The following is an 18954-nucleotide window of genomic DNA, read 5'->3' as shown; positions in this document are numbered from 1 at the left end:
ACCAATTGCATTAAATTAGTGATCTATTATAGCGATAAGGAAATAGCTCTATAACAAGGCTAAAATTATGATACATAGTTGTTCTATATAAATAATTTTTAACGTAGTTAGTGAGTTATTTAATACGCTAGAATGATCATGTTTTTAATAAAATTGGTATTAATTTAATGTACAAAAAAGGCAGCTTAGGCTGCCTTTTTGCGCTTTACTAAGTTTATTCAAATAGCTCATCAAGTACATAGTAAGATAACTTAACCTGCTGCGCTAAACTCACACTCAGCATTTTTTGCGCAACTTGCTCGCCAGTTATTGGTTTGTAACGCTTTAAAAACGCAAATCGTGTAACAACAGGAAAAATAATACTGCCTATCTTTTCTGCCACTCTAAATTGCTCACGATCACCTAATAATAAAGACGGTTGTAAAATACTTATTTTATCAAAAGGGAGTGCTTTAATATGTTGCTCAAGCTCACCCTTCATTTTCAAATAAGCACTATTACTGTGCGTGTTCGCCCCGCTTGATGACACTAAGCAGTAATGCGTAACACCATTACATGCCGCTAACTGCGCCGCTATAAACTGATAATCAAAATCTACTTTACGCTGAGCTTGTGTAGAGCCCGCCCGTTTACGGGTTGTACCCAAACACGAAAACAATACGTCACCTTTAAAAAGCTCAACGTATTGAGTTAATTTTTCAAAATCAATAACGTGATTAACTAGCTTTGCGTGTGTAATAGGCAAAGCCCGACGACTTAACGTAACCACTTTGGTATAACGATCGCTATTAAGTAGCTTGTGTAGCAACTCATTACCGACCAAACCTGTAGCACCTATTAATATCGCCGTTTTAGTCATAAATTTATTTATTTTCGCCCACTTTATTAAGTACGTGCTGCACTGCTTTTTTGTAGCTTTGCGTTTCTTCACTCGCGCACGTTACTACAGATTCTAAATCATGAAGATGGCCGTTTTCTAAACCATAAACCCAACCATGAACGCTTAGCTCTTGGCCGCGTTCCCACGCATCTTGCACGATGTTAGTACGGCATACATTACGTACTTGCTCAATTACATTTAGCTCAATAAGGCGGCTTAAACGTTCGCTTTCTGGCATTGCATCAAGTTGTTCAAGATGCTTTTCTTTTACATCCCCTACGTGGCGTAGCCAATTATCAATAAAGCCGAATTTTGCATTGTTTAAAACGGCTTGTNCCACCACAGCCATAGTGACCTACTACCATGATATGTTTTACTTTTAAAACCTCTACAGCGTACTGCATAACCGACAAACAGTTATGGTCAGTGTGTACAACCACGTTAGCAACGTTACGATGTACAAATAATTCGCCTGGTAATAAATCAACTATTTGATTAGCAGGTACACGAGAGTCTGAACAACCAATCCATAGATACTCTGGATTTTGTTGCATTGATAAAATTTTAAAAAACTCAGGATCAGCTTCGCTTGTACGTGCAGCCCAACGTTTATTGTTATCGAATAAATTTTTTAACTTTCTCATTGCATCTCTTATTAAGTCGAGGACGGAAATTTAATGGATATTAGCAAGAATCAAAATATTACGAGGCGTTAACTGCTTTTCACAAAAAGTATTCACACTCACCTGATAGCCTTGCTGTTGCAAATATAAAGCACGATCGAGCACAAGCCAAACCTCAATTGCCCTTCTGAACACATGTCGAACCAGTTCAACTCGGTCAGTTATTTTTTTTCGAGCAACCCCAACACCTAAATATTTATTATAATCAGTATCTTGCGGTAGGTTTATTGCCTTTTTGTCTGCAGCCCATGCACAAAATGATTTAAACGAATCTGAGAATATAGCTTTGTTAACCGAAGGTACGCTTACATAATATTGCTCGCCAGTAATCGATTTTCTAAGTGCGTCAAAACCAAGCCGCCATTCTAGTTCTGTTTTGCGTACTTTTTCCAGGCGAGAAGGTGCTGTAACGGTTTCTTGTAATGCGAGCTTTAAATCGCGATGCGTTAGGTTAAGCTTGCTTTGATTTGCAACCTCACTCATTGCACGGTACTCATTAGCCGTAAATAAATGATAGCAACAAGGTGAAAAGCTAATTTGTTGAACTTTCGCTAAACTTGCTTGGCGCATAAATGCTTGGTGCAAACCACCACATGCGTGTAGCGCTACGGCATGCATATCAGCATTAAAAAATTGAGTGATATCGTCTTTTAATACATCAGCTTGGCTAAAATGCATTGCTAAGCCTTGTTGCTGTGCACTTTTTTGCCCTTGCTCGCATAAGCTTTGTTGCAGCTCAATACTATGCACATTACTTGCGCCATTAAAAGCAAGCATTCGCCCTAAGTGCCCTTTACCAGCACACCACTCTAAAACCGGTTGCTTAGTAGTAGGTAATGCAGATACAAAATCTTGTAACTGATCAAACTTACGACCTTTAATCCCGTTACTTATCCAAAATGGATAGTCGACTCGAGAGTGTGCAGAGCTAGGTAACTCACACAGCTTAGCAAGTTCATCAAGTTGGTTTATGTGTTGGCTAAAAAATTTGTATAGCTGATTTTGATCGTTATCAAGAACGGTTACCTGATCATCAGTTAGTTCGTTAAGCATGCCTTGCAGCTCTGGCCAAGGAATAGTGTCAAAATCAAACGCGGTGCACTGCCAATACTGACGATGGCTCATTAAAAGTGAATCAAGTGCAAAAAATTGCTCGGCTAAAGTCATAACAGCTTAAAAAATAAAAAGACAATTAATTATATCAGCTCAGTGAGTTCTCATTAAGCAGTTATTTTTGGCTAAAAATCAGCCGTAAATACAAAGGTATTGAAATAACACTTACCAAAATAGCGGCTATGAGCATCCAAGATAATTGCATCTTTTCGGGTTCTTGGTATTTATAAATAAAGTGAGATTTTACTTCGTCAAATTCGTTTTGCTGTATGCCATATAAGTCAGCAATTAAGCGCCATTTTGCTATCGACATATGCCCTAAACTAGTGGTGGGTGGAGTTATATAACTTTTTAGTACTTCAGCCTCAAAGGCGAGCTGATGAAAGCTTTTGCTCGGTGCATAGTTTTGCTGGGTGACTGCAATGGCTTCATCCATATTCATCATTGCATAGCGCCAACCTTTTAGGCTCGCTTGGTAGAATTTTTCGACCGTTTGCGGATTTTTCTTAAGCATGTTTTCGCTGGTAAATAAAATGTCGCTATACACGTCCATTCCATATCGCTGTGGGCAAACAAGCCGATGGGCTACGCCTTGCTGAGTCATATAATAAGGCTCTGTAGTAACATACACTTGCATAGCATCTAGTTTGTTTTCAATCCAAGCCTGAGCTGGATTCTCGCCATCGTAAACTTTGAGATTACCTACTCCTACACCACTGCGTTTAAGCATAACAAGTAACTCGGTGCTATCTTTTAGACTCACCGCTGTAATACGCTTATTAACGAAGTCACGTGGGTGAAAAATATCAGAGGTGTCTTTTACCATCCAGCAATAAGGTGAAAACTGCAGTAAAGCAGCCATAGCAACAAGAGGCTGACCATTAATGCGCTGCTGCAAAATACCAGAATGCCCTACGCCAAATTGCGCTTCACCACTTGCAACAGGACCAAAAGTATCAGGTTTCATTGGATTAGCTTGTTTAATGGTGACATCAAGGCCAACATCATTATAAAAACCTTTTTGCTTTGCCATATAATAACCGGCAAACTGAAATTGATGTGTCCATTTTAACTGTAATGTAACTGATTCTTGCGCCATTATGTGGCTGCAAAAAAAGCACAATCCAATGATTAATCCTTTAAATAGCAACGAGGTGTCCTCAAAAGCATGACGATTACCTGTAACTATATGTAAAACGTGTGATAAAGCAAGCACCCTAGTTAGGTGCCTGCCTTTAAGGAAGGGTTATACTGAGGCGAGTTTTTCGACTTTTTCTGCTTGCGGTTTTGATGTTAAAAATTGAGTAAAACACGGGTTTTGTGTTTCATCTTGTACACTGTAACCTAAGCGATTTAAATGCTCGTTAAACATCTCATACTGACTCGGCTCAATAGCAAAACCGGCTAGTACATTCCCCATAGAACCACCGTGATTACGATAATGAAACAAGGTAATGTTCCAATTACTGCCTAAAGTATCTAAAAAGCGTGCAAGTGCGCCCGGATATTCAGGAAACTCAAAGCGAAGTAGACGTTCATGTAATTGCTCTGGCGCTTTGCCCCCAACCATGTAGCGCACATGTAATTTAGCGAGTTCGTTGTCTGATAGATCGCAAAATTGATAATCGTTACTTGTTAAGTCTTGCTTTAGCTCATTAAGCTCTTGCTCGCCTTGGCGCAGGGCAATACCTACAAATATCTGCGCTTCACCAGGTCCTGCATAGCGGTAGTTAAACTCAGTAATAGCACGACCACCTAAAGAAGCACAAAACTGCTTAAAGCTGCCTTTTTCTTCTTTAATAGTAACAGCTAATAACGCTTCGTTTTTTTCACCCAACGCAGTGCGCTCTGCTACATAACGCAAACGATCAAAGTTTAAATTAGCACCCGATAAAACAGCGGCTAAGTGCAACCCTTTTAATCCCGATTGCTGACTCCACTTTTTAAGCCCAGCTGTTGCAAGGGCACCTGATGGTTCTGCAATTGCACGCGTAGATACAAAAATATCCTGCATGGCTGCACATATTTCGTCGCTAGTTACTGTAACAACCTCATCACAAAACTTTTGCGCTAAACGAAACGTTTCAGTGCCAATAATTTTAACCGCTACGCCATCGGCAAAACTACCAACGCGATCAAGCTCTACTGGCTTACCGGCTTCAAGTGCTGCTTGTAAACATGCACTTTCGTCAGCTTCTACGCCAATTACTTTTATATCTGGACGCAACGATTTAATGTAAACCGCCATACCAGCAAGTAAACCACCACCGCCAACAGGAATAAACACAGCATCAAGCTCGTTTAATTGCTGCATTAATTCACGTGCTACAGTGCCTTGACCAACAATAACGTCTGGGTCATCAAATGGTGGGACAAATATACCGTTACGCTGCTCTGTAAGCTCAAGCGCATATGCTTTTGCTGCATCAAAATGATGGCCATGTAATACAACTTCACCGCCAAGTGCACGGACTGCGCTGACTTTTATTTCAGGTGTTGTTACTGGCATTACAATAGTTGCTTGATGCCCAAGGTGAGATGCACTTAATGCAACCCCTTGAGCATGATTACCCGCAGAGGCAGTGATAACCACCGAGCCTTTAGGTAATTTATTTAATTTGTTATAGGCACCGCGTAATTTAAACGAATACACGGGCTGTTGGTCTTCACGCTTTAACCAAACATGGTTACCTAGCTTTTTACTGAGTTCAGCCATTTCGCTGACCTCAGTAACTTTAGCCAAAGGCTCCATGTTTGCTTGAATAATAGCGCGAAAATAATCGAGCTCTTGAGAGACCATAATTAACTAAGCGCCTCCAATTTAGCTAAATCGCGCACAGCGCCTTTATCGGCACTCGTTGCAAGTAATGCATAGGCTTTTAAAGCAGACGACACATAGCGCTCACGATCAACTGGTTTGTACGCCATTTTCCCGCGTGCTAATTGCTTTTGTTTACGCGCCTCAAGTTCTTCATCGCTTAGCGCTAAAGTGATTTCGCGTGTTGCGATATCAATAATGATTTTATCGCCATTTTCAACATAAGCAATTGCACCACCACTTGCCGCTTCTGGCGACACGTGACCAATTGATAAACCTGACGTACCACCCGAAAAGCGACCATCCGTAATAAGGGCACACTTTTCAGCTAAGCCTTTCGATTTTAAGTAGCTTGTTGGGTATAGCATTTCTTGCATACCAGGACCGCCTTTTGGTCCTTCATAACGAATAACCACTACATCACCGGCTTTTACTTCATTATTTAAAATACCTTCTACCGAATCATCTTGTGATTCGTACACCACTGCGGTGCCTTCAAAATGCAGCATTTCATCAACGACACCTGCACTTTTCACAACACACCCATCAACGGCTAGGTTGCCCGATAGCACAGCCAAACCACCGTCTTGGCGATAAGCGTGTTCAACGCTTCGAATACACCCATTCACACGGTCATTATCGCCTTCATCCCAACGACACTCTTGGCTCATTGCTTTAGTTGTACGAATGCCCGCAGGACCCGCACGATAAAACTTGCGCGCAGCTTCGTTAGTTGGGTCTGTTGCATCCCATTTTTTAACAAGCTCAGCCATCGTTGACCCAGCGACATGATTAACCGACATATCAACTAAACCCGCTTTACCAAGTTCGCGAACAACTGCCATCATGCCACCAGCACGGTGGACATCTTCAATATGGTACTCTGGTGTTGCTGGTGCAACTTTACATAAAAACGGTGTTTTACGAGAAAGCGCATCAATGTGCGACATATCAAAATCAACGCCCGCTTCTTGCGCTGCAGCGAGTAAATGTAATACGGTATTTGACGAGCCGCCCATTGCAATATCAACAACCATTGCATTCATAAAGGCTGTTTTATTGGCAATAGCGCGTGGCAATACATCTTGATTATCTTTTTGATAATACTCACGACATAAATCAACAATACGAGCACCCGCTTCAACATACAGTTGTTTACGGTCTTTATGAGTGGCAAGCGTGGTACCGTTACCCGGAAGTGCTAAGCCTATTGCCTCTAACAAACAGTTCATTGAATTTGCAGTAAACATACCTGAACACGAACCACATGTAGGACACGCAGAACGCTCTACTTGCTCTGAATCTGCATCACTTACCGATTCATCAGCGCCTTTAACCATGGCATCAACTAAATCAAGTTTAATATCGATGTTAGCAAGCTTAGTTTTACCCGCTTCCATTGGACCGCCCGATACAAATATTACCGGTATGTTTAAGCGTAGTGCTGCAAGCATCATCCCTGGAGTGATTTTGTCGCAGTTTGAAATACAGATCATAGCATCGGCGCAGTGACCATTTACCATGTACTCAACCGAATCAGCAATTAAATCGCGCGAAGGCAGCGAATAAAGCATACCGCCGTGTCCCATCGCAATACCATCATCAATCGCAATGGTATTAAATTCTTTAGGAACGCCACCGGCTTGGGTTATTGTCTCACCCATAAGTTCACTAAGCTGATTAAGGTGTACATGTCCTGGTACAAATTGTGTAAACGAGTTAACTACGGCAATAATCGGTTTACCAAAATCAGAGTCTGTCATACCTGTTGCGCGCCATAATGCTCTTGCGCCTGCACGTTTACGTCCTTCAGTTGTTGTTGCACTTCTTAATTTAGCCATAGTTACCTCTGTTTTTGCCGCAATAAAAGCGGGCATTCCTCATTCTAAAATTGGTAAATAACTGAGTGTCTCAGTTACTCGTAAATTATTTTTTAATTCGTAATTACACAGCCTGTTGGTGCTGTAAATTTTGTAAAGTGACTTCTTTAACATCCACTAGCTTATTTAGCTGGCTTGTTAATAGGTGAATAGGTTTATCACTATCTACCGTCATGGCTACATTGTATAACCCATCATCTATATTGAGTTGAAAATGCGTAAGGTCAAAACCACGATGACGCACCACTCGTAAAAAGCGCTCTACCGCTATACTTTGGCTTTTTAATGCAATAGTTAGGCTATGTTTCATTTTGCTTTCTCCGTCATCATTTCGTCGTTAGCAGCCCCAGGTGGTACAAGTGGCCAAACATTTTCTTTATCATCAATACAGGCATGTACTATGTACGGACCTTTGCTGTTTACTAATGCAGTAATAGCATCATCAACTTGGTTTGCATGGGTAATTGTTTGCCCTGGAATACCAAATACTGCAGCTAATTGAACAAAGTCAGGGTTATCCGAAAGGTTAGTTTCAGAGTAACGGCCATCAAAAAATAGTTCCTGCCATTGGCGAACCATACCCAAGCGTTGGTTATCTAAAATTAATATTTTTACAGGTAAATTATTACGGCGAATAGTGGCTAATTCTTGAATATTCATCATTATTGAACCATCGCCCGACACAGTAATAACAAAGTCATCAGGGCGTGCTACTTGTGCGCCAATAGCGGCCGGTAAACCAAAGCCCATTGTGCCAGCGCCACCACTGCTTAAATGATTACTCGGGTGGCTAAACTTCATGTGCTGTGCTACCCACATTTGGTGCTGACCCACATCGCAACACACAACACCAGTTTTTGGCATGCGTTGGCTCAGTTGGTTTAATAAGTACGGTGCATAAACCTTTTCACCCGGGTAGTCGTAACGCCACGCGTGCTTAATATTCATTTCTTTGTTTGTGTCACACCACGCTTTAGGTGTTACAAAGCACTCAAGTGCGGGTAAAGAGGTTTTTAAATCAGCAATTAATGAAGCTTTAGCTGGTTTACGCTTACCTACTTCAGCGGCATCAATATCTAAATGAATTACTTTAGCTTTAGCTGCAAATTTAGCTAAGTTACCCGTTACGCGGTCATCAAAGCGCGCACCTATACACACAAGTACATCACATTCCTGCACTGCAATATTAGCAGATTGAGTTCCATGCATACCAAGCATGCCTAAGTAGTGCTCGTAGTCAGGTAATACACTGCCTAATGCTTTAAGTGTTGATACAGCAGGCATCTGCGTTTTATTTAAAAACTGCATTAGCTCTTCTTGCGCATCGGCGGCTTGTACGCCGCCACCTACATACGCTACAGGCTGTTTAGCCTCACTCAACAATTGATTAGCAATAGCAACTTGCTTTAAATCTAACTCAGGTAAGTATTCATCAGCCGCAAGCCAAGGTTTAAAAGGTACTTGCGCCATTTGAATATCTTTAGGGATATCGACAAGTACAGGACCTGGACGACCGCTTTGCGCTAAATGGATAGCTTCTTGTAGTATTTCTGCTAAGTCTTCCGCTCGTTCTACCATGTAGCTGTGCTTAGTACACGAAAGCGACATACCTAATACATCTATTTCTTGAAATGCATCTGAACCAATAGCTGCAGTAGGCACTTGGCCGGTGATCGCCAATAATGGCACTGAATCCATCATTGCATCGGCAAGAGCGGTTATTAGGTTAGTTGCACCTGGGCCCGATGTTGCAAAACACACACCTAATTTACGCGTACTGCGAGCATAACCAACAGCTGCAAACCCTGCACCTTGCTCATGGCGAGTAAGGTAATGTTTGACTGGCGCGCCATACAGCGCATCGTAAATTGGCATAATAGCTCCGCCTGGGTAGCCAAATACTTCATTTACGCCGTGTTTGGCCAATAAGTCGATTGTTAGTTCTGCGCCTGTCATTAATAAACCCTCATTCCTCAGTGACAACCCAATTACATTTTTACGCTAAAAATTTTACCCTTAAAACTAAAAAGCCCTCCGAACGGTTAAGTGCGGAGGGCTCTTTAATGCTTAAGTTTTTAAAGCACTACGAAGCCCTCGCGGGAATAATCACCACGATAATAATCAGGACTAGGTTAAGTGCGTTTGTAAGCATGTAATTAATACCAAATTTTGTTCAATTATCGCGAAGGTTATTCCTTCGCTCTCTTTTTATATTAGTACCGCGCTAGGCCCTTTAAGTCAACACCAAAGTTAATCTAACAAAAAGACTAAAACACAATTTATCAGGTTTTAAAATTCACTATATAAGTTAGTAGTGGTTTTTTTATGCTCTAATTTTAATCTCAGAAATTCACTATTCTTATATCCCTTATTTAAGGTTTGATTAATTTTTGAGAATATTTTTATAAATAAAATTATTTATCACCTTCAGGTAATGCGTAGGTTCTCTTAAGCGTCTCTTAAGTGTTGTTGCATAGCATGGCGTTGTTATTTTTAACGAGCCTAAACATGAGCGTAATTAGCCTAACTGTAGAGCTTATGTAACTTAAATGGCTTTACTATTACGGCCAGTAATACCGAAAGCAATACGCTAACGTTGATATTAACGTTACCTCTGAAGAAAATTTAGGTTAGTATTTACACTACTAATTTTGAGATTTTAAGGACAAACCATGAATGCTCTTATCCGTGTTAGCCACTTTTTTATTGTGGCATTACTTATAACATTTAGCCTTAACAGCTATGCAGCTCCTGCTTTATATAAAATAGAAAAAAATGGCGTCAGCTCTTACTTGTTTGGCACTGTACACGTTGGTGATGCCAGCATGAAAGGCTTACCTAAAAATGTAACCGATGCAATTAGTGCAAGCAAAGAAGTGATTGTTGAAGTTGATATAAGCAAACTTACTCCCCTTGAAATGCAGCAGCGCTCAATGCCATTTATGATGCTAAGTGACGGTAAAACGTTGCAAACTGAGCTTTCAAAACAAAATTATACCAAGTTAAAAGATTACTTTGCTAAAAAGTCGATTGATATTGCTATGTTTAATGGCTTAAAGCCTTGGGCTGTTATGGTGACTATGATGCAAATTGAATTTCAAAATGCAGGTTATTCGGATAAAACCGGCATAGATAAGCAAGTGCTTAGTTATGCTAAAGAGCATAATATTAAAATTGGCGAGCTTGAAACCCTAGAGCAACAACTACAAATGTTTGATGGTATGGCGCTATTAAGCAATGAAATGATTGAAGAAACCTTTGAGCAACTAGCCGATATTAATACTTACTTTATCAAGTTAGTTAATGCATGGAAAAGCGGTGACATGGACACACTAACTGATTACTACAACATGAGTTTTGATGACAGTAATTACGGTGAAATTAGCGAGCAAGTAATGCTAACTAACCGCAATAATAATTGGGTTAAACAACTCACACCGCGCTTAGCAAACGAGCAGCTATTTATTGCTGTAGGCGCCCTGCATTTACCTGAAAAACACGGGTTACTTAAACAACTTCGAGATAAAGGCTTTAGCGTTACTCGTCTTTAAAATAAAAATGGGTTGAGTGAGTTTTCGCTCAACCTTTCTCTGAGTTTTTAATGAAAGTCTTCCATTTTTAAGTAGCTCTCTATCCCTTTAATTTTGTCTGCCGCATGATGATTTACATAAATCACAGTACTTGTATTGGCAGCACAAATCTTCTCTATTAATAGCAGTACACGTTGCCTGTTTGCTTCATCTAAGCCTAAGCAAGGTTCATCTAAAATAAGTAGTGTAGGATGCTTTACCATAGCCCGCACAATTAACAGCATACGTTGATCGCCGTACGAAAGCTGGGTGAATGAGGTATTTTGTTTATCACTTAAACCAATAAATGCCAACCACTGTTGAGCAATATTAATTTGTGCGTCGCTCGGTTTTTGATATAAACCTATGCTGTCGTAAAATCCTGAAATAACAGTATTTAAAGCCGATATACTTACGCGGTAATCCATATGTAGCGCGTTAGATATAAAACCAATATGCTGTTTTATATCCCAAATACTCTCCCCTGTTCCACGTTTAAAACCGAACACTTCAATGTCATTGTTATAACACTGTGGGTTATCACCTGTTATTAAATTTAATAAGCATGTTTTGCCTGAACCGTTCGCTCCACTGAGCTGCCAATGCTGATGCTTTTTTATAGTCCAATTGAGATTTTTGAATATGCTTACGTCACTATAACTAACTTTAGCATTACTCAATTTAACTAAGGTATTACCGGTGAATGCCTTTTGCTCTTGTTCGGTATCATGAGATGGCACATCTAATGAGGTATGTTCTAAATGAAGTAGTTTTAGTAAATCACTCAATTGCTCACTGCCTGGCTTTGCCAAAGTATGTAACAAGTAACCTTGGTTTACATAACCATAGTGAGTAATGAATGAAGGGATTTCGTCTAGGCGGTTTAGTACAAAAACAAAAGTAATAGTTTGGCTAAGTTCTATGAGTATTTTATTAAGCTGCTGGCAAGATTGTACGTCGAGTCCATGAAATGGCTCATCAAGCACGACTAACTCACTATGGGAGCTGAGTGCTTTTATAAGTAGGAGTTTACGAGTTTCTCCCGTTGAAAGGTCTCTAAAATGCCTATTTAGTAATGAGCTAAATTTAAATAATTCTATTAGCTGCGCTAATAACTCATCATTATTACTATGCCCTGTAAAAATAAGGTCTTTAACGAGGGTGTGCTTTTCATGCTCTAATTCTTGAGCTAGTAACTGTTTATGCGAATCAGAAGACACGAGCATAAGCTTATTAATACTACTTATACGCTTACCAGTTTCGCACTTAGCCTCACCGATTAACGCAGCTGTCAGAGCAGATTTACCCGCTCCATTAGCACCTAAAAGCAACCAATGCTCTCCTAGGTTCACTTGCCAATCTAGGTTGCATATATCGTAACGGCTTTTACCTTGCCCTTGTAAATAACCATTAAATTGCTCAAGCGTAATTGACTGCACTAACTTTTCCTAATAAACCTTAAAACAGCAAGTTAACGTATATTAAAAGTGCTTAGCAAGCTTGTTATCTGCAAAATTAATTTATTTCACTAGGGCGTATTGATCTTTGTGGATTGAAATTTGTTCAATCTAGGGGCGATTAAATCGCGGCGCGAGGTTTGTAACCTAGTGGGCTAAGTCAAAACCGAGTAACAAAGAGTTAATCGTCCCTAGAAAGAACCCAATGGGCAGCGCATGTTTGGTATTTATGCTGCGTTATCGCCTATTTATGGGGAATAACCACGCTACATAGGCTCTGCCTTGCCTAAAAACCAAACAGTCTGCTGCAAATTCAACTACCAAAGATCAACACGCCCTAGCAACGCTAATACTATTTAATGCATCTTCAATTGCTTGTTTATTTATTGGTTTATGAATATGAAGGTTAGCCCCGTATTTATAAACTCGCTCCATATCTTTTTGTGAGGTATTTGCTGTTATAACAATAATTGGCGTTACCTTATTAAGTTCAGAGCGTATTTTTTTAATCGCCTCAAACCCATCCATTACTGGCATATTTAAGTCCATAAAAATAATATCGTAGTGATTTTTACATACCATGTCGCACGCCACTTGGCCATTTTCAGCGCAATCATAGGTTAAATTTAACAAAGTAAGTATTCTGGTCAATAACATGGTATTTAATGGGTTATCTTCTACAACTAAACATTTTAGTTTGTTATTTATTTTACGAGATTCTGGGAAATCTTTACTGACGATTATTGGTAAACTCAACGATACCAACGCTCCATGGACTTCATTATTTTTAAAAGTAATTTCGCCGTGCAAAGCTTTTACAACATACTGAACTCGAGTCAGGCCTGTTCTTAACCCTTGGAAGTGGTTTGTTTGTTTAAATGAATCAAATTCAAGCTCAGTAATCTCTTTCGAAAAACCACAGCCAGTATCACTTACCGTTACACACAGCTCGTCATTAAAGAGCTTAGCAGATACAGTAATTTCACCTTCAGTCGTAAACTTAATAGCGTTACTAATTAACTCTGTTAATGTGTGCTGAAACCGTTGATGATCCAATTTACAGACAAAATTTAACGAGTCATCTAAATAACTAACTAGTTTAAGACCTTTTTGCTGACAAGCATGCTCGTAAGCCATTAGTACTTTATTACACGACTCTAGAAGGTTTTCATTTTTAAAATGCGGTACCCACTTACCAGCGCTTAAAGCTTGCAAGTCTTGCAGCTCATCTAATATGGTTATTAACCTAAGTGCGCAATAATTGGCTTGGATTTTCACACTTTGCTGTGCATCAGAAACCTCTAGTTCTTCAATAGATGTTATAAGACCCTGCAAAGGAGTTCTGAATTCGTGACTTGCTCTGGCAATAAAGTGCTCTTTATTTTGGCTTGTTTGATGAACAAAATCTTTTTGTTTTTTTAGTTTTATAAGCGTATCTGAAACCTCTTTTTCCATTGGCATAAAAACAAACCTTAGCTCAACAAGTAGCAACGCCATTGCCAATAACCAGCATAATATCTCTATATTGATGACCCTGTTTATTTTTTTAACAGCTTGGGACTCGAATAAGCTGACCGCTTTGTCAAGCTTAGCTAATAGCATTTCAACATGCTCTATTGAAAAGAGAGACTGGTTTACCTCACCTTTTTGATACAAAAGCCTCTCAGTTTGTTCTACATATTCTAATACGGTCTTATCCAAGCCAGTAGTTGTACCAAAATATAAATCCACTAATGCTGAATCTAAATAAATGTATTCACCATCAGAATTTTTTGTTAATAATGTTTGGTGGGATTTTTTAAATGTATTGAGAGATTTCTCAAGCGATTCAGTATGAAGTGGTGAGTAATTACTAATGTTGAGTATGGCATTGCTATGCCACGCTATTTTTTGCGACAGCATTCTTTGCTTACCAGCAATATTAATAACTTTTGCATCGTATTTTTGAACGGAGAAGCTATATTGTAACAATAGAGCAGAACCACTGATTAGAAGAGCAATAGTCAATAACGCCCATCGATATCGCTTTCTAACACTTTTAATAATATCGAACATGCAACAGCCTGTTCTTTATTTAAGTGTAGACTAATTTTATAAAACAAAAAATCAGTTAGAGTAATTATGTTTTTAAGTTAATAAGCAATAAAAAGCCCAGCAAAAACTGGGCATATTAAGGTAAGCGTTAACGGTTCTCTAATCGATTATAGTCAAACATTCCATATTCTATACCTCGATATTTTTTAGCCGTTTCGTGCAATATATCGCTGTATTGCCAAAACTGTGGGTGAGTGCGGCGAATACCATATTTACTTTTTAAAGCGCGATAATCAGCTTCAATTTGCATCATTGGTAATTGCTCAGCAAAAGCATTCACTTGTTGCTCATTATTTAAATACCAAATAGACGCCGGGTAATCTCCAATAAAGCCGGGAACTATTGTAGCTGTATCTTCATTATAAGCACGCTGCCCATCTTCGTTTAATAAACTAGATATATTGTAGTGCGCGTTATGATGGATAATGGTGTAAGCCTTATGACTATTATCGGCTTGCTTAACTAATACAAAAGACAATTGTGGTAATAAATTGATCGCTTTTGCTGGCATGTTATTTATTATACTTAACTCTTTAGAAACTTTAGTATAATCATATTGCTCACTTAATACAGGCGCTAAGGCTTCTTTCATCAAGGTATATAGCTCATGCTGTGGATCATCAGTTTCATAGTTAATACCACTTGGCTGGCTAAATTCACGATTGCTTTTAAAGAACTTAGATAAGTCAGGTGGTGAATTACGGTACCACTGCTTTTTGATTTGATTACGCTTGTGCTCAGGTAATAGAGCTAAAAAGTTTTGCTCTCCCTCTAAACGTAAAAAATCCATATATAAACGTGTAACCAATTGATGGCCTATATTTCCGTATACATCAAAGCCTGCCACAAGCAAATAATGAATACGTTCAAATAACGCATAATCAAGTATCCACGTGGTTTTAGGCTCTTGACCAATAAAACCTTTAACAACAGTTGCACTATCAAAATGGCGGAAAATAGTCAGCGCAGCATTTTTATTATGCCCATCACCTTTCCAAAGCAAGTCAGTTGTAAGATGCTCACCACCTTTGAACATTTCGTTAGCAAGCTCAACTTTTGCCTGTAAATATTTTTTCTCACGAACTGAATATTTAACCCAGCTAGAAATAGGTAACGCATTACTTTCTTCTGCAGCAGGAAGTTCTAACGCTTCCTCATGTTGCATTAGCATTTCTCCTACAGCAGGAGTCGCAACCTTATCAGGATCAGCAAATGCCACCCAAAAGTGATCGTTTATAACATTTAAAGCAATCTGACCACGACAAACAGGCCCCTTTATAAAGCCCATAATAATAAGCTCAGACTCATCAAGCATAAACTGATATTTAGACTTAATAGGGATCACTTCGAAGGTTTTAAAAGGATTAGAAGCCGACTCTGCTTTATAGCTAGGCATTTGCGTGACAGTATAATCTGGCGCAATAAACTGCTCGTATAAACGCAGTAACTTAGCTTCATTAAGCTCAAGCGGTAAATGCGTTTTAGAAAGTATTGTTGTACGCTCTTGCATAAAGCGATAATAAACACGGCTAACTTTAGGATCGTCATATGGACGACGCGTATTTATTAACTTTATTGTCTCACCAGGAGGCGTACTTGAGCGAACGAGTTTAAAAAAGCTTTGTGGGTTCTCTGATGTAAAATAAATATGGGCTAAAAACCAATGCTCATAAATATAACGTGCTGATAACTGATACTTTAAATTATCTTGATTTAAAAAGGCCTCCCAGCCCTTTATTTTATTCTGATCATATTCACTTGGAGGCTTAACGTGTGACATTTTACCGCCACTTTTAAGCCAGTTCTGCAAATGATTAAACTCTTCGCGCGAAACCCCAGGTAAGCCATAAGGCATACCACCATGAGGTTGCTCATCAGCTAATCGGTCAAACTCTCCCATTGTCGCACAGGTTTGCGAACGCCCTAATGAAAAATCAAATTCATCATCTAAAACCTCATTAGCTGGTAATTCATAACTTTGCTTTAGCACTAAACTATTAAATAAAACGCTACCCGCTAAGTTAGCTTCTTCACTTTGCACGCGCTCATTTAGCACTGGGGTAAAGTTTTTTTCTCGCCATTGCTGTGTATTGGTTGCATCAAACAATAGACGGCTTGGGGTCGTTGCCAATAAACGAGTTCCATCGTAAACAAGCTCTTTACTCAAACCTCGATCAATACCTTCAGGGGATGAGAGCTTAAGCTGGCAAGGTGCGTCATAACAACCATGGCAGACGACGCAGCGGGTATCGAGTACTGGTTTTACATTTTGTAAAAAATCAGCTCCAGCAAGAGTAGAATGTGGAACGATACGCTCTTGCGCTTGTTCAGGTCCAAATAAATCATCGTAATGCGCATTACCTAGGTAAGCACAACCACTAAGGATAATTAATACAAATGTACTTATTATTATTTTTTTCATTCGTCCTCGTCACCTAAATCAAAGGTGGGCATCATATCCATTTGAGGAGAAACGAATGTTTTCTGACCTTCAGTATTTAAAACAATACTTAAAAGAGGTCCATGCGTTAATGTTATCTGCGCATCATGCTCTTGCTCTAATATACTTAAATACAGAGAATCCGTTATAAGCAATTCATAACCACTAACGGTAATAGCTACACTGCTATCTTCACTTGGATTTTGGCAAATTTGAGCAAGTAACTCATCATCAAGTCCAATTGATATTTCAAAATCAGGCTGCTCTAAATCTCTAGAGCTTAATGATTCATCTAATAGAAATAAAGGAAGGGTTAAATTGCTATCTTGTTCAAATTCCATTGCGTTCTCTGCACTTTCTGACGATTTAATTGGCGCGTATTATAGCAAACTAACGAGTAAATTAACGCTAAAGCTAATGTAGTTGTTTAAACGTCATCCATAACAGATTCGATCACCGAAAATACAGCACCTTGAGGGTCGCATATAACACTAAAACGACCAACATCGGGGATATCTGTTGCAGGAACACATACTTGCCCACCTAAGCTAGCGGCTTTATTTACTGCTGTATCGCAGCTCTCTACTGCAAAATAAATCATCCAATGAGCAGGAATATCTTCGGGCCACTCATTTGTCATTTCAAGCATGCCAGCAATTGGCTGTCCATCCACTAAGAATAAAGTGTAGTCCATACCTTCCATTGGTTTTATTTCACTTTCCCAGCCTAGTAAAGTACAGTAAAAGTCTCTACTTACTTTACTATCTCTGGTTGCTAACTCATGCCAATAAGATGTATTTAATTCACCTAAGTGCTTACAACCTTTATGCTCATTGCCTTGCCATAACGCTACAATTGCACCTACAGGATCTTTTAGCATCAACATTCGGCCTGCATTCATAACATCATGAGGACCTGCAATAACTTCAGCACCCAGTTCTTTTGCTTTTAGCGCACAGTCATCAACATTATCGACGGCAATGTAAGCCAACCAATGACTTGGGATCCCTGCACTAATTTGCTCTTTAGGCATTTCATACATAGCGGCTATATCATCACCTTGCTTTTGTAGCATGGTGTAGTATATGTTTTCTCCAATAGGTTGATCGTCATATCCCCAATCAAATAATGATGTATAAAACGCCTTACCATCTTTCCAATTGTGCGTACAAAGTTCTGACCAACAAAAAATACCATGCGGATGATTATCAATTTCACTCATTGTTAAACCCTTATTATTCTAATTTTATCTAAACGAGCTCTGTCACATTTTATAAACTACATAATTGAACAGATCATAAATTGAGATTAGAGCAATAACTAAGCGGAGTCGATAAAAGAAGGGCAAAAAATTCGTTATTCAGTTGTTTCATATATGAGGTTTTTAACGCATTTAGCGTCAGGTTTAAACCCTCAAATTGGTTAAATATTATTGCTGATTGATATAAATGATTTACTAAGAAGTTCTTCGTTCTAGAGGAATCCATGAATCAATTTTTTGCAGACGTAAAAAGCTCAAATCGTTAGATTCGGGCTCTCTATGATTTGAAGTCGGTGCCCTACACAGTAGAATGTCGTAGTGCCCACAGCGGTAAAAAGTCACAGTGAAATGCTACATACTTATCGGCGTGCAGAGATATTGAGTGATTTTGGTGTGATTCTAGCGCCAGAAGTCGTTGCACCCGCCCTACGTAATGAGTGTTGGTGTAAGAGTCTATCAATTGTGCGCATTTTACTTTTCTGCAGACGTAAAAAAGCCCGACTCTTTCGAATCGGGCTTTCTACAATGTGAAGTCGGTGCGCTACGCAGTAGGATGTCGTAGTGCCCACAGCGGTAAAAAGTCACCTAGCAAATGCTACATACTTATCGGCGTGCAGAGATATTGAGTGATTTTGGTGTGATTAAACATAATTTTAGCGTCAGGAGTCACTACGCTCGCCCGCCCTACGCGATGGATGTTAATGTGAGTGTCTATTAATTGCGCGCATTTTACTTTTCTGCAGACGTAAAAAAGCCCGA

General features: G+C 39.3%; 13 protein-coding genes and 1 pseudogene. 1 reads left to right on the top strand and 13 read right to left on the bottom strand.

From position 1 onward, the window contains the following. Positions 1-214: 214 nt before the first annotated feature. The 8 genes and pseudogenes from L656_RS0119145 to ilvG all read right to left on the bottom strand — a co-directional run bounded on the left by L656_RS0119145 (position 215) and on the right by ilvG (position 9330). Positions 215-859: an NAD(P)H-binding protein gene (locus L656_RS0119145; protein WP_024600397.1), complete on the bottom strand. Its 645-nt coding sequence runs from the start codon at positions 857-859 to the stop codon at positions 215-217. A 4-nt stretch (positions 860-863) separates the two neighbouring features. Further along, positions 864-1524: pseudogene (gene can, locus L656_RS01000000122440) on the bottom strand (carbonate dehydratase). Positions 1525-1554: 30 nt separating this feature from the next. Then, positions 1555-2730 (bottom strand): methyltransferase, encoded by a 1176-nt coding sequence (locus L656_RS0119135; RefSeq protein WP_024600396.1) that lies wholly within the window; start codon positions 2728-2730, stop codon positions 1555-1557. 61 nt (positions 2731-2791) lie between these two features. Continuing rightward, positions 2792-3775 carry an ABC transporter substrate-binding protein gene (locus L656_RS0119130; RefSeq protein WP_033037225.1) on the bottom strand — a complete coding sequence of 328 codons (984 nt, stop codon included), beginning with the start codon at positions 3773-3775 and terminating at the stop codon, positions 2792-2794. A gap of 147 nt (positions 3776-3922) precedes the next feature. Then, positions 3923-5476, bottom strand: a complete 1554-nt coding sequence (ilvA, locus tag L656_RS0119125; protein ID WP_024600394.1) for a threonine ammonia-lyase, biosynthetic — start codon at positions 5474-5476, stop codon at positions 3923-3925. A gap of 2 nt (positions 5477-5478) precedes the next feature. Then, positions 5479-7335 (bottom strand): dihydroxy-acid dehydratase, encoded by a 1857-nt coding sequence (gene ilvD / locus L656_RS0119120; RefSeq protein ID WP_024600393.1) that lies wholly within the window; start codon positions 7333-7335, stop codon positions 5479-5481. A gap of 103 nt (positions 7336-7438) precedes the next feature. Next, on the bottom strand, positions 7439-7684 hold the full coding sequence (ilvM, locus tag L656_RS0119115; protein ID WP_024600392.1) for an acetolactate synthase 2 small subunit: 246 nt from the start codon (positions 7682-7684) through the stop codon (positions 7439-7441). Then, positions 7681-9330: an acetolactate synthase 2 catalytic subunit gene (gene ilvG / locus L656_RS0119110; RefSeq protein ID WP_024600391.1), complete on the bottom strand. Its 1650-nt coding sequence runs from the start codon at positions 9328-9330 to the stop codon at positions 7681-7683. Before ilvG ends, ilvM begins: the two co-directional genes overlap by 4 nt. Before the next feature lie 716 nt (positions 9331-10046). Here ilvG and L656_RS0119105 point away from each other — a divergent pair. Beyond that, positions 10047-10925, top strand: a complete 879-nt coding sequence (locus L656_RS0119105; protein WP_024600390.1) for a TraB/GumN family protein — start codon at positions 10047-10049, stop codon at positions 10923-10925. Between the two features lie 47 nt (positions 10926-10972). Here L656_RS0119105 and L656_RS0119100 read toward each other — a convergent pair whose 3' ends face one another. The 5 genes from L656_RS0119100 to L656_RS0119080 all read right to left on the bottom strand — a co-directional run bounded on the left by L656_RS0119100 (position 10973) and on the right by L656_RS0119080 (position 18156). Then, on the bottom strand, positions 10973-12382 hold the full coding sequence (locus L656_RS0119100) for an ATP-binding cassette domain-containing protein (protein ID WP_024600389.1): 1410 nt from the start codon (positions 12380-12382) through the stop codon (positions 10973-10975). Positions 12383-12727: 345 nt separating this feature from the next. Beyond that, on the bottom strand, positions 12728-14455 hold the full coding sequence (locus L656_RS0119095) for a response regulator (protein WP_024600388.1): 1728 nt from the start codon (positions 14453-14455) through the stop codon (positions 12728-12730). 127 nt (positions 14456-14582) lie between these two features. Next, positions 14583-16916 carry a fatty acid cis/trans isomerase gene (locus tag L656_RS0119090; RefSeq protein WP_024600387.1) on the bottom strand — a complete coding sequence of 778 codons (2334 nt, stop codon included), beginning with the start codon at positions 16914-16916 and terminating at the stop codon, positions 14583-14585. After that, positions 16913-17275, bottom strand: coding sequence for a hypothetical protein (locus L656_RS0119085; RefSeq protein ID WP_024600386.1), 363 nt, complete (start codon positions 17273-17275; stop codon positions 16913-16915). Before L656_RS0119085 ends, L656_RS0119090 begins: the two co-directional genes overlap by 4 nt. Positions 17276-17361: 86 nt before the next feature. Further along, entirely contained in the window at positions 17362-18156 is a 795-nt protein-coding gene (locus L656_RS0119080; RefSeq protein ID WP_024600385.1) for a VOC family protein, read from the bottom strand. Positions 18157-18954: the final 798 nt, after the last annotated feature.

The organism is Pseudoalteromonas sp. TAE56 (genome assembly GCF_000497955.1).
Taxonomy (GTDB): Bacteria; Pseudomonadota; Gammaproteobacteria; order Enterobacterales; family Alteromonadaceae; genus Pseudoalteromonas.
Note: the sequence above shows the minus strand (reverse complement) of the source record. Positions and strands in the feature narration are given on the sequence as shown.